Annotated in this window: 11 protein-coding genes; 6 read left to right on the top strand and 5 right to left on the bottom strand. The window is 71.6% G+C overall.

Annotation, left to right across the window (positions count from 1 at the left end):
- Nucleotides 1-93: 93 nt before the first annotated feature.
- The 5 genes from AB0I11_RS24495 to AB0I11_RS24475 all read right to left on the bottom strand — a co-directional run bounded on the left by AB0I11_RS24495 (nucleotide 94) and on the right by AB0I11_RS24475 (nucleotide 4,926).
- Entirely contained in the window at nucleotides 94-546 is a 453-nt protein-coding gene (locus AB0I11_RS24495) for a hypothetical protein (protein WP_357324850.1), read from the bottom strand.
- A gap of 30 nt (nucleotides 547-576) precedes the next feature.
- Nucleotides 577-1,530 (bottom strand): DUF4192 domain-containing protein, encoded by a 954-nt coding sequence (locus AB0I11_RS24490; RefSeq protein WP_357324846.1) that lies wholly within the window; start codon nucleotides 1,528-1,530, stop codon nucleotides 577-579.
- Between the two features lie 85 nt (nucleotides 1,531-1,615).
- Nucleotides 1,616-2,998 (bottom strand): hypothetical protein, encoded by a 1,383-nt coding sequence (locus AB0I11_RS24485; RefSeq protein WP_357324843.1) that lies wholly within the window; start codon nucleotides 2,996-2,998, stop codon nucleotides 1,616-1,618.
- Nucleotides 2,999-3,272: 274 nt separating this feature from the next.
- Complete coding sequence (locus tag AB0I11_RS24480; protein WP_357324840.1) at nucleotides 3,273-4,184, bottom strand: DNA methyltransferase; 912 nt, start codon at nucleotides 4,182-4,184, stop codon at nucleotides 3,273-3,275.
- A complete protein-coding gene (locus AB0I11_RS24475) occupies nucleotides 4,177-4,926 on the bottom strand; it encodes a hypothetical protein (RefSeq protein WP_357324837.1) in 750 nt (249 codons plus the stop codon). Before AB0I11_RS24475 ends, AB0I11_RS24480 begins: the two co-directional genes overlap by 8 nt.
- Before the next feature lie 105 nt (nucleotides 4,927-5,031).
- Between AB0I11_RS24475 and AB0I11_RS24470 the strand changes: the two genes are divergently transcribed.
- The 6 genes from AB0I11_RS24470 to AB0I11_RS24445 all read left to right on the top strand — a co-directional run bounded on the left by AB0I11_RS24470 (nucleotide 5,032) and on the right by AB0I11_RS24445 (nucleotide 12,494).
- Entirely contained in the window at nucleotides 5,032-5,808 is a 777-nt protein-coding gene (locus AB0I11_RS24470) for a hypothetical protein (protein WP_357324834.1), read from the top strand.
- 363 nt (nucleotides 5,809-6,171) lie between these two features.
- On the top strand, nucleotides 6,172-6,468 hold the full coding sequence (locus tag AB0I11_RS24465; protein ID WP_357324830.1) for a pilin: 297 nt from the start codon (nucleotides 6,172-6,174) through the stop codon (nucleotides 6,466-6,468).
- 11 nt (nucleotides 6,469-6,479) lie between these two features.
- Nucleotides 6,480-7,397 (top strand): conjugal transfer protein TrbL family protein, encoded by a 918-nt coding sequence (locus tag AB0I11_RS24460; protein ID WP_357324827.1) that lies wholly within the window; start codon nucleotides 6,480-6,482, stop codon nucleotides 7,395-7,397.
- Entirely contained in the window at nucleotides 7,394-8,284 is an 891-nt protein-coding gene (locus AB0I11_RS24455) for a PrgI family protein (protein WP_357324824.1), read from the top strand. The genes AB0I11_RS24460 and AB0I11_RS24455 overlap by 4 nt, the downstream gene beginning before the upstream one ends.
- 44 nt (nucleotides 8,285-8,328) lie before the next feature.
- Nucleotides 8,329-10,032, top strand: a complete 1,704-nt coding sequence (locus tag AB0I11_RS24450; RefSeq protein ID WP_357324912.1) for a DUF87 domain-containing protein — start codon at nucleotides 8,329-8,331, stop codon at nucleotides 10,030-10,032.
- Nucleotides 10,029-12,494 carry a type IV secretion system DNA-binding domain-containing protein gene (locus AB0I11_RS24445; RefSeq protein ID WP_357324821.1) on the top strand — a complete coding sequence of 822 codons (2,466 nt, stop codon included), beginning with the start codon at nucleotides 10,029-10,031 and terminating at the stop codon, nucleotides 12,492-12,494. The genes AB0I11_RS24450 and AB0I11_RS24445 overlap by 4 nt, the downstream gene beginning before the upstream one ends.
- The last annotated feature ends 105 nt before the right edge of the window (nucleotides 12,495-12,599 follow it).

Genomic DNA, 12,599 nt, shown 5'->3' with positions numbered 1-12,599 from the left:
CCTTTCGCTGGGTAAGCGGAGCAGGCTCGCCGGGGATGAGGTGCGCCGTGGCGTGGACGCTGATGAGGAACGGGGCCGCCGGTTGACCGGTTCTCATGCTTTGCGGTAGCACGTGCGTTCCTCGGCCAGTTCGATGATCTTGTCGCATCGGGCTGCGGGAAGGCCGGCGAGCAGGTCGATGTGCTGCTGTTCTTGTGCGGTGACGGGTTCGGCGAACGCCGCCTTGTAGGCCAGGCGGCCCGCCTCGTGTGCGACCTCGATCGGGCCGCTGTGATCGTGAGCGACGGCGGCTTGGCGCAGCTGCTCGGCAGCGGCGAGCGGGTCGCGCGACAGCGTGACGTCGTAGAGGCGGAAGCCGGCGGGAAGGTCGGCTGCGTCGATCGCGGTGATCAGGCACAGGTTGGCCTGGACGTGGTACGCGTAGGCTTCGCTGCGGGTCGGGGTTTCGCCGCGGGCTCGGACGGCGGCGCGGTCGGCGTGCCAGCGCAGCCGGGCTTCCTCGGCTTTCTTGGCGAGGGCGAGCAGGATGCTGCGGGTGGGATCCATGGTGGTCCTCCTGGTCCTGGGTGGTTTCGGTTATTCGGTGGTGGTGTCGGTCGGGGCTGCCTGGTCGAACACCGTTGGTGGGACTCCGGCGTGCAGGGCTTGCAGCATCAGGTGAGCGAGCCGGCATGCGGGGTCGGCCTGCAGGGCGCGTTCGGCGGCCATGCCGGCCAGGGCGCCGTCGCCGCAGCGCCACGCGGTGACGGCGAGCACCGCGGCCGGTGCCGCAACGAGCGGTTCCTCGGCGCGGCGGGTGACCTCGGCCCAGAACGTGACGTGCCCGTCGTGGGGCTGAGTCAGTTCGACGGCCCTGTCCCGCACAGCGGTGCGCTGCAGTAGCACAGTGAGCCAGGCGACCTCGTCGTCGGTGAGGAGCTTGCCGCCGTCGTGCTGTCGCAGCGCGTCGCGGACTGCCTGCGCGCCGGCCTCGTCTGCTTCCTTGTTGCCCGCAGCCTGCAGCGTGGTCAGGCGGGTGAGCGCCGCTGCGGTGGCCTCGCGCATGCGGTCGCGGACGGTGCCGTCGACCGGAGCGAATCGGGCTGCCACGGCTGCCCGGTCCGGTAGCGCGACGAGCCCGGCGGCGGTTGCCCGCACGGCGACGAGTGATGCGGTGGGATCGAACGGGGTTCCCTGGGGTGGGCAGCAGGCGGGGTCGTCGCAGCGGAGGCTGAAGATCCGGGTGCCGGTGACGCGTAGCAGGTCCAGGATCGTGATGCCGCGGTTGGCGAAGGCCTCGTTGAGGATGCGCAGTGCCGGGTCGACGTGGCCGGGTTCCCCGTATCCGACGATCATGAGGTGGGTGATCGGCTGCTGCCGCTCCACAACTGGGACGAGGTTGGCGGCGAGGTCGAGGAGGTCGGCCGTGGGGGCGTCGAGGGCGGGAAGGTCGCCGCGGGCGGCGAAGATGACCCGGCGTTGTCTGGTTGCGATCACGACGACGCTGCCCTCGTCCGGGCGGAACCCGAGAAGGTAGGGCACTGCGGTCACCAGGTCGGCTGGGGATCGCACGGTCAGCTTGTCGTCTGAGAACGACATGGTGATGTTCTCCTGTCGGTGGATTGGTGGCGGGGATTCAGTCGCGGTCGGGGTCGAGGTACAGGTCGATGCCGAGGGCCTCGACGCTGGCGGCCACCGTGATCACGTGGTGGTCGATGTCCGCCAGCACCCGGTCCAGGTCCGCGCGGGCGAAAGCCTCGGCCGCTGCCGTCGCTTCGTGCGCGGTGCTGCGGCCGCGAAGCCACATCTCGTATTCGTGCTGCCAGGTAATCCGCCAGCCGTGCTCGTCGGCGGTGACGTACTCGGGGACGGCCCAGCCGTACGCGGTCCACGGCCGCGATTCATCCGGACTGCTGGTGGTAGCCGCTTGCATCAGGCCACGTGCGGTGTCGCACGCTTCCCGCGTGGTACCGGCGGCGAGGCGCAGCGTCAGCTCGGCGGCCACTGTGAGGTGGTGCGCTCGAGGTAGCTGGTCAAGGCCGAGGTCGGCCAGGAACCGGTCGACCCGCTCGGCGGTGTGTTGGTAGATGCCGCCGATCTCCTCGTCGACCAGGGCGCGGATCGCGCGGGCGCGGATACTGCGCTTCAGGTCGGTGAGGCGCTGCACCGCCGCGTCCCGTGCTGCCGTGGCTGCGGTGAGGTCGGCGGTGAGTCCGGTCACCTGCGCCGAGCCGGACGCGGGCGGTGCGTTGTCGATCTCGTTCGCCGGCACGTCGCTCGGGCCGTCAGCGGCCTGCCACGTCAACGCGGTGATCACGATGCCGGCGTCGGCCAGCGCGGAGAGGTGCCTTCCCACGATCGCGCGGCCTGCTTTGTAGGCGTCGGCCTCTGAGGTCGCCGTGACCCACGTCTGGATCGTGACCTGCACGGTGATGCGGTACCGCCGCAGCCCGGGCTGGTCGCCGGCGTCCGTGGCCGGTGCCACGTCGATGACGTGGCGCGGGTAGACCGCCATCGCCGGCTGCAGGTGACGCAGCTCGTCCGGCACGCCGAAGCGGGCCTGCTCGCGGGCCTCCTGCTGATCGACGTGCGACCGGATGTGGGACAGCTGCGCGGCCGCGCAGATGGCCCATCGTTGCGGCAGCGGTTGCAGACCCCAGGTGGCGAGGGCGTCCTCGCAGCCGGGCCGGCAGATCAGCCGGTCTTGCAGCGCGGTGATGAGCCCGGAGCGGGCCTTCGTGGCCAGGGTCTGCCGCTGCTCGACGGCGGCGATCGTTTCGGCGTGCAGAGCGCGGAGCCGGGCCGTAAGGCTTACATCGGTTATCGCTGCACCGCACCGATTGCCGTCGGTGCACCGGTTGGTGTCGCTGAGGGGCTCGACGGACGAAGCCGGTGCCGCGGGCTGGGCCGAGCGGCCTCCGCTGGCCTCGCCGACGAGTGCGCCGGTATGGGCGCGGCGGCCGGTCGGGTCGGCGTTGCGGTGATCGGCGCGCGTGCCGCCGGGTGGCAGGTGATGCATGTGTCCTCCTCGGGACATGACGAAGGCGGCCACCTGGTGGTGGCCGCCTGAGGGGATGGGGATGCCGCGTCCCGGTCGCGTGGGCGAGGGGCGCGGGTTTGTGGGTGCCAGATCTGAGGCTGGCGGCGGCGGCCGACCGGTCGTGGTGGGCGCGATGCCGTCGCGGAAGGCGTCAGATCAAAGGCACAGGAAATTGGGTGAGAGCTCAGGCTAGGCGCGTCGGCGGTTGCGAGGACGGGTCTGTCAGCCGCGGTCTCCTGGCAGAACCTGACAGTCAAGCGATCCCAGGTAGTGCCGGTTCTGCTTGCGGTATCGGTCTCGGGCGGCGGTCAGCGGGAGCCGCCGCTGAGCGCCGGAGGACGAGCACGTCCTCGTGGGCTACCAGGTGCACGGGGATTCCTTCGGCTCTGGCGCGGCGAACCGCGAGGAGCCCGAACATGTTGGCGCGGTGCACGATCTGTCCGTCGCGGACGGCGGCGAGCATCGCCGCGCACCGCTGCACCGGCACCAGACCGATCGCCTGTGCGACGGCCAGCAGTTCGCCGGGAAGGTCGATCAGGTCGTCGCGGTGTCGGCGTACCGGTCGACAGGTGATGACCACGGTGGCGCCGGGGCGCAGCAGCTGGTAGCTGGCGGCCAGGATCGTGGCGAACCCGTCCAGCAGGCGCGACCAGCCCGCGTAGGCGAGGTTGCCGCTGTCCCGGTCGCCGTAGTGGTGGTCGCGTTTGCGTACCCCGGTGCTCGTGGTGTGCACGAGGCCGTGGGTGCCGCGCCCGTACGGCGGTGAGGTGAGCACGAGGCTCACCTCACCGATCGCGGACGCGGGCATGAGATCGAGCAGGCCGGTGGCGTCGCCGGTGAGCACCTGCGCCGTGCCGGTGGCGCCCTGCGACTGCGCGAGGGCGATGTTGGCGGCGGCGAGTTGCGTGAAGCGCGGCTCGACGTCGATGCCGATGCCGTGCCGGCCGAGGTGCATGGCCTCGACCAGCGTGGTGCCGGCCCCGCACATCGGATCGAAGACGAGGTCACCCGGCGCGGTGTACGAGCTGATCGCGTGGGCGGCCAGGTGGGGCAGCATCTTCCCGGGGTGACTCGATGTTTGCGGCACGTAACGACCACGCCGCTGGTCGCGGGCGGGCTGCTGGCAGGTCAACCAGAGCGAGGTGACCGGCAGGGGTTCAGCCATCGGTGACCCCGGTGTCGGTTGCGCGGCGGGTCAGGATCAGCACATCGGTGTGGATGTCCAGCTGCGCCCGCTCGCCGCGCTGGGGTGGTCGGTCGGCTGCCACGATGTGCTGCAGGTACGCCAGCCCCGCCCGCTTTGCGGCGATGACGATGTCGACTGGCGCGGTGCAGTCGCCGTGCGGCAGCAACACGGCCACGCAGCCGCCCGGCGCAAGGCCGGCGCGGCAGCGGCCGAAGAAGTCCGGCAGTGGCGCAGCGTCGTCGATCGGCCAGCCGGTGACGATCAGCGCCGCCGGCTCTCGACCCCAGCCGACCGGACGGGGCGCCTGCAGGTGGCTGCGACGGTGTGCGGCGATGACGGCCTGGGCCAGCTGTGGGCCCACGGCCAGGTCGATGATCAGGTCGGACGGGTGGGTGAGATTGTGGACCAGTCGGACGCCCATCGCGTTGGACATGGTCTCGCTCGCCTGCGGGGCGGGGACAGGCCAGACGGTGATCGGTACGGGCGGGTCGCCGGCCACCACGTCTCCGACGGGGACGGGTGCGCGGCGCGGGTTTCTGTCGGTCATGGGCACGGTGGCCCCCGGACCGGCGGGCGTACTGACGATCCCCAGTGCGTCGCTGTCAGGCCGATCGAACCCGCCCTCGATCTGACAGAACCCGCCGTTCCCGACCGTCCGACATTCCACAGTCAGCGGGTGGGCGGGCGTCCTGGCGGCGGCGAACCTGACAGAGCCGGACACGACCTGTCTCGGTCTGGCCGAACGCCTCTGGTGTCAGGTCGGGCTGTCCCAATCGAGGCATGAGCCTCCGCACACGCCGGGGCGCTCCGGACCGAGGGGAACACCATGACACCGATCACCCGGACGAGGACGGCCGCCACGGCGTTGACCACCGCCGAGAAGGCGTTCGAGCTGTTGACGTGTGAACCAGCTCCGCTGGTCTTCGACGCCCGGCCGGTACCGGGCCTGCCGGACACGACGATGCCGCTGGACGAGCTGCGTAATCTGCTGCTCTACGAGCGCTACGACAGCGACGTCACCGACGCGCTGTGGCGGCAGCTCGCCCACCACGCCCGCCACTGGGGACCGGCCTGGGTCGTCGGCGCGATCGGCGTGGCGCTGCCCGCGCTGACGCACCTCGCGGCGAGGATCAGCCGCGGCGACGTCCGGCACGCCGACGACGTCGATTCCGAAGTCCTCGCCGGGTTCCTCCAGGCACTGCGTACGGCGGACCTCACCCCGCCGCGGCTGTGGCTGCGGCTGTGCTGGGCGGCGTGGCGCGCCGGTGCCGCGGTCGTGAAGGCCGACGACGGCGAGGAACTGCCGTTCGAGCTGTCGAACGGATCGCGTACGCCGAGGATGCCCTACGGGCACCCGGACCTGCTGCTCGGCCGGGCAGCAGCGGCTGGGCTTATCACCGCGGAGGCTGCGGAGCTGATCAGCGCGACCCGGTTCGGCGACGCGCTGATCGAGCGCCTGGCCGTCGAGAAGGGTGTGACCGCGCCGGTCCTGCGGATGCGCCGCCGCCGTGCCGAGCGTGTCGTTGCCGCAGCCGTCACCCGAGGCGACCTGTCCGGCCCGACCCGCACCTGCAGGCGCGACGAGGCCGCTACCGCCGCCTGATCCTCCCCGACTCGTCTCGCCGCGAGGCCGCTCCAGCAATCCGCCTGGAGCGGCCTCGGCTGTATGCGACGCGGGTCCTCAGCACGCGGCAAGGCGAGCGCTGACCGGCAGCGTCAGGGCCTGACAGGCCGGTGGCGGGTTCGATCGGCCTGACAGCCGAGATCTGAGCGGTGCATGTCATCCACGGCATGCCCGCCCGGTGGGGACCGCTCCTTCCGGCGAGGCCATCGGTCTGGCATGGCTGGCGCGGCGTACTGACACCGCAGCCCTTGACGATCAGGCAAGGGAGGAGCGCCCCCACCAGACCGGTCCATCGCTTGGTCCCCACCGCGGCGGCCCACCGGTTCCTCGTGGAGCAGCCCCATGCACACCACTCTGTCTCTTCTCAACGACCTCGCCGCTGCGGCACCCGAGGCGCCAGCGGCACCGAAGAGCATCGCCCAGGTCATCGCCGACGCCACCAGCTGGATCATGGGCCTGACCGCCCTCGTCGCCACGATGTTCCTGGTCATCGGCGGCCTGCGGTACATGGCCGCCGGTGGTGACCCGGCGCAAATTGACCAGGCCAAGGGCAACTTCAGGTCGGCGCTGATCGGCTATGCCCTCACGGTGTTGGCGCCGGTGATCCTGCAGGTCCTGCAGGGCATCCTCGGCGGCTGAGGGATCCTGCGATGGCCAGCTGGTGGATGGACGAGATGGTGCAGTGGCTCGCCGGGCGGGTGTTGGACCTGCTCGGCGGGCTCCTGGCCTTCCTGACGTCCTCGATGTTTCTATCTCCGGACGTCACCGCCCTACCGCAGGTGACCACGATCGCGGGCAAAAGCTCCCTGGTCGTCAGTGCCTGCTTCGTCCTGGCGATCATCGCCGCAGGCGTCGCCACGATGGTCAGCGGCTCGGTCGACGTCCGCTACACGCTGAAGGACCTCCTGCCCCGGCTGGTCGTCGGGCTGGTGATGTCGCACTTCGCGGTGCCGTTGTGCGCGGCGCTCATCGACATCGCGAACGCGTTGACGGCGGCCATGGTGGGCACGGCTGCGCCGGCCGTCAAGACGGTCACCATGGCCCGAGCTCACGTGGGCGCCGCTCTCACCGATCCGAGCAGCGCGCTGATCGCCACGATCATCGGTCTGTTCATCGTCGTCCTGATGTTCGCCCTCGTGGCCGGCTGGGTGGCGCGGGTGGTGACGCTGGTGGTCCTCGCAGGGGTCGCCCCGGTCGCGCTCGCCTGCTACGCCACGCCGTGGACGCAGGGTGTCGCCGGGCTGTGGTGGCGCAGCGTGCTGGCGTGCCTCGGCACCCCGATGGTGCAGGCGGTCACGTTGTCGACCGGTGTCCATCTGCTGGTCGACCCGGACGCGAACCTGCCGGTGGTGCTCGGCCTGCCGGGCTCGGATGTGCTGAACCTGCTGCTGGTTGCCGTGCTGCTGTGGAGCACCGTCCGGATCCCCGGCATGCTCGGCCGGTATGTGACGGGCAAGGGTTCACCGAGCATGGGCGGGGTTCTGCTGCGGGCGGTGTTCATCCAGTCCGTCACCCGCCGCCTGCCCCTGGGCCGCATCGGTCGTACCGCTGCGCGAGGTGGCCGATGAACAGCGACGACACGACACCCCGGGCGGTGGTGCCGGCCAACGTCAACGAGGCCGATCGCATCGCGTTCGGGTTGACGTTTCGGCAGTTGGCCATCATCGGCGGTGCTGGGCTCGTCGGCTACGGCGTTCACGGCGTGTTCGGTGCCCTGCTGCCACCGGTGGCCTGGGCCGTCGCCGGGCTCATCTTGTTTGCGGCCGCCGTGGTGCTCGCGCTCGGCCGCCGCGACGGCCTGCCCCTGGACGTGTGGCTGCGGCACGGCTTCGCGCTCGGCGACAGCCCGCCCGTGCTGGCTCCGGGGCATGCCCGCCCGAGCACGGTCGCCAGCGTCGCCGGCAAACCGGTCCTTCCGGCGCCCCTGCGCTCGCCCGTCACCACGATCAGCCCGACCGGAGTCCTGACCAGCGAGGGCAGCACCAAGGTCCTGATCACCTGCGGCACCACGAACATCCATCTGCGTACCGGCGGCGAGCAGGCCGCGTTGCTGGACGGCTTCGGTCGGTTCCTCAACAGCCTGACCGGTGCGGCGCAGATCGTCGTGGCCGCTCAACGCCACGACATCACCGTCTACGCGCAGGCCACCGTCAACCAGGCGCCTCGCCTGCCCCATCCCGCCTTGCAGAGGGCGGCGGGCGACTACGTCGAGTTCCTGCTCGACCTCGACCGTGACCGGGATCCGTTGCGTCGCCAGGTACTGGCAGTCGTCAGTGGTGAGCACGGCGCCGACGCCGCCGTGCGGACGCTGTCCGGGCTCGGTGTGGAGGCAGCGGCCCTGGACGGGCCTGCGGTTGCGGCGGCCCTCGCGACTGCGGTCGACCCGTTCTCTCCTCCGGTGCCGGGCCCTCGTGCGGTGCCCGGCACCCCGATCACCGTGCGGAGCACATCGTGAACCTGTGGAAGACGTTCAGAAGCAGTGTCGCTGCCGGGGAGGGCATGCCCGCCCCGGCCGCGTTGTCGGTCACGCCGTGGCATGTGCAGGTCGGTGACGGTTACGCCGCCACGTACGTGGTGTGCGGCTACCCGGCCGAGGTCGGTCCGGCGTGGTTGGAGCCGCTGCTGTCCTATCCCGGCCGGGTCGACGTCGCGGTGCATCTGGAGCCGGTGCCGGCGTCCTTGGCGGCGCCGATGCTCAAGCGCCAACGTGCCCGCCTCGAATCCTCCCGGCGTCTCGACGTCGACCAGGGGCGGCTGGGGGATCCGATGGTGGAGGCGGCGGCGGCCGACGCCGCGGACCTCGCCGAGCGCGTCGCCCGCGGCGCGGCGAAGCTGTTCGAGGTCGGCATCTACGTCACCGTGCACGCCCGCACCCTCGACGAGCTCGCTGCCGGCGCCGCCGGGGTGAAGTCGGCGGCGGCGAGTGTGTTGCTGGATCTGCAGCCGGCGACGTTCCGCCACCAGCAGGGCTGGGTGGCCACCCTGCCGGTGGGGGTGGATCCGCTGCGGATGCGCCGCATCCTGGACACCACCGCCCTCGCGGCGGCGTTCCCCCTCGCCTCGGCCGACCTCGCCGCCCCCTCCCCCGGCACCGTCGCCGCACCTGAGGGGGTGCTGTACGGGGTCAACACCACCAGCAACGGGGTGCTGATCTGGGACCGATGGGCGCAGGACAACCACAACAGCGTGGTCCTGGCCCAATCGGGCGCGGGCAAGAGCTACTTCGTCAAGCTGGAGGTGCTGCGCAACCTGTACCAGGGCACGGCGGTCGCCGTCATCGACCCGGAGGACGAGTACCGGCCGCTCGCCGAGCACGTCGGCGGGATCGTCGTGCAGCTCGGCCAGCCGGGCGTACGCGTCAATCCCTTCGACCTGCCGGCCGACGGCCGGGCCGACGCCCTCACCCGGCGGGGCCTCTACCTGCACACCCTGATCTCGGTCATGCTCGGGCAGATGCCGCCGCCGGCCGAACGCGCGGCCCTTGATCGGGCCATCATCAGCGCCTACCACAAGGCCGGCATCACCGCCGACCCCGCTACCTGGAGCAGGCCGGCGCCGCTGCTGCGCGACCTGGCCGCCTGCCTCGACGCCGACGACGACCCCGCCGCCGAGCAGCTCGCCGCCCGCCTCGCCCCCTGGACGGTCGGCAACTTCGCCAACCTCTTCGACGGGCCGACCACCACCACACCGGGCGGGCACCTGGTCGTGTGGTCGCTGCGGCACCTTCCCGACGAGCTGCGCACCGTGGGAACCCTGCTGGCCCTCGACGCCATCTGGTCGAGCATCGACACCCCCACCGACGCCGGCCGGCAACGACGGCGGCTCGTCGTGGTGGACGAGGCGTGGCTGCTGATGCGCGACGGCGAAGGCGCACGGTTCCTGTTCCGGATGGCCAAAGCCGCCCGCAAACGTTCCGCCGGGCTGTGCGTGATCACCCAGGACGCGGCCGACGTCCTGTCGACCGACCTCGGTCTCGCCGTGGTGTCCAACGCCGCCACCCAGGTGCTGATGCGCCAGAGCACCCAGTCCATCGACGCCGTCAGCGAGGCGTTCAACCTGACCGCCGGCGAATCACGGCTGCTGCTCTCCACGCCCCGGGGTGAAGGGCTGCTCGTCGCCGGACGCAGCCGGATCCCCTTCCGCGCCGTCGGGTCGGCGGCAGAGCACACCATCGCCGTCACCGGCATCGGGGAGGCTGTATGACCATCACCCCGACCTGGCCCACCGCGCTCTGGCAGTGGGTCATCGCCCGGCCGTGGCTCGGCGTCCTCGCCGCCACCGCGATCGTCGCGGCGGTGGTCGCCCACGACGCGGTGCTCGCCTGGCGGCACCGGCGGCTCCTGACCGGCGCGCGGTGGCTGACCATCGCCGCCCCGCCGCAGGTCACCGCCGAAGCCGCCGCCGCGTTCTGGACCACCCTCATGGGTGTGCTGACGCCGCCCTCGGGGTGGCGACGCCGGGTGTTCGGCTGTCCGCATGTCGCCTGGGAGTACACCTGGACCGGCCGCGCACTGACCATCCGGGTGTGGGTGCCCGCCACGGTGCCACCGGGCGCTGTCGAGGCGGCCGTTCGAGCAGCCTGGCCCGCCGCGACCATGACCGCCACCGACGCCGCAGCGCCCATCCCCACCGAGGTAGGTGACGAGGTGGGAGGCGCGCACTGGCCGCAGCACACCGACGGGCTGCCGCTGCGCAGCGACCACGACGCAGACCCGTTACGCACGCTGCTCGCCGCCGGCGGCGAAGTACGGCACCGCGAGCACGCGTGCGTGCAGATCCTCGCCCGCCCCGCGTCTGCCCGCCGCGTCCGCGCGGCCCGGCGGGCAGCAGCCACCGTCAGCACCCATCCCCACGGCCGACCCGACGCCGCCGCCCACGCCGCTTCCCGTGCGGCACAGCTGGCCATCGAACCCCTGCTCTGGCTGCTCGACATCGTCAGCCCCGGCCCGTCCCGGCCGCGTACCCCGGTCGCGGCCGGGCGGGTCGTGGAGCGAGACCCGGTCGCCAGCGCCGACGCCCGCACAATCGTGGACAAGGCGGTGCGGGTGCCGCACTTCGAGATCGCCATCCGGTACGCCGTGGCCACCGATCCCGACCGCACCCCGCCGGACAGACGGCGAAGCGCGCAGGTCCACAAGCGTCTGGCCGGGCTCCGACACACGCTCGCGTCCGCCGCCGCCACCTACACCGGCCCGAACCGGCTGCGGCGGATGCGGATGGCGCAGCCGGTGGCCACGCTCGCGGGCCGCAGGTTGCGGCGCGGATTCCTGGCCACCGTGCCGGAACTCGCCGCCCTCGCCGCGCTACCGCAGGACCTCGCCGTGCCAGGCCTGGACCGGGCGCGGGCCAAGGCCGTGCCCGCGCCGGTGCAGGTGCCCTCCGGCGGGCGAAGCGTGAAGGTGCTCGGCCGCTCACAGATCGGCCAGCACAGCGTCGGCCTGAAGGTCACCGACGCCCGACAGCACGTACACATGGTCGGCAAGACCGGTGTCGGCAAGTCCACCCTGCTGCTGAATATGATCCTCGCCGACATCAAGGCCGGCCGGGGCACGGTCGTCATCGACCCGCGCGGGGACCTGATCACCGACGTCCTCGACCGGCTTCCCACCTCGTACGCGAAGAAGATCGTCATCATCGACCCGGACCAGGACAACCCGGGCTGCTTCAACCCCCTCGACGACCAGGGCGATCCGCACCTGGCGGTGGACAACCTGGTGGGAATCTTCGCGAAGATCTTCCAGGGCCAGTGGGGTCCGCGCATGGACGACACCATGCGGGTGGCGTGCCTGACCCTGATGCGCCACGCCAAACCGACCCTGAGTCTGGTGCCGTCGCTGCTGCAGGACCGGGAGTTCCGGGGCCGGTTCACCCACGGCCTGGATGACCCGGACGGGCTCGGCGGGTTCTGGCTCTGGTACGACGGCATCAACGACCAGTTCCGCGGCCAGGTCATCGCCCCGGTCCTGGCGAGGCTGCGGGCGTTCCTGCTGCGCGACTTCGTCAAGAGCGTCATCGGTAACGCCCACTCGTCGTTCGACATGGGCCAGGTGCTCGACGGCGGGGTGCTGCTGTGCCGGCTACCCAAGGGCATCCTCGGCGAGGAGACCAGCCGCATCCTGGGCTCGCTGATCGTCGCCCGAGTCTGGCAGGCCGCCATCGCCCGCGCCTGCACCCCCGAAGACCAGCGCAGGGACGCCTGCCTGTATGTCGACGAGTGTCAGAACTTCCTGACCCTGCCGGGCAGCGTCGGAGACATGCTGGCCGAGGCCCGCGGGTTCCGGCTCGGTCTGGTCCTGGCGCACCAGGACCTGGCGCAACTACCGCACGACGTGGCGGCGGCGGTGTCGGCGAACGCGCGCAGCAAGGTGTTCTTCACCGTCGACCCCGCCGACGCACGCGAGCTGTCCCGGCACACCAGACCCGAACTCGACGAGCACGACCTCGCGCACCTCGACGTCTACACCGCCGCCGCCCGGCTGCTGGTCGGCAACCGGGAACTGCCGGCCTTCACCTTCACCACGAACCCACCGGCGCCGGTCGTCGGTGAGGCGACCGCCATCCGGCAGGCGTGCGCGGCTGCGCACCGGCGGGCTGACGGCGAGCCGCCGATGCAGCAGCTCGCCCGCACGGCGATGCGCCGGCGCATGACCTCTCGCGAACGCTGACCGGGCGGGGCCGCTCGTTTCAGGGCTCGACCGGGTCCGGCATCGAGGGCTCGTTTGAGGGTGTCCGCGACACGAGGCCCCAGACGAGCCCTCTGCATCTGGCCT

Source organism: Micromonospora sp. NPDC050495, from assembly GCF_040655175.1.
Taxonomy (GTDB): domain Bacteria; phylum Actinomycetota; class Actinomycetes; order Mycobacteriales; family Micromonosporaceae; genus Micromonospora.
Note: the sequence above shows the minus strand (reverse complement) of the source record. Positions and strands in the feature narration are given on the sequence as shown.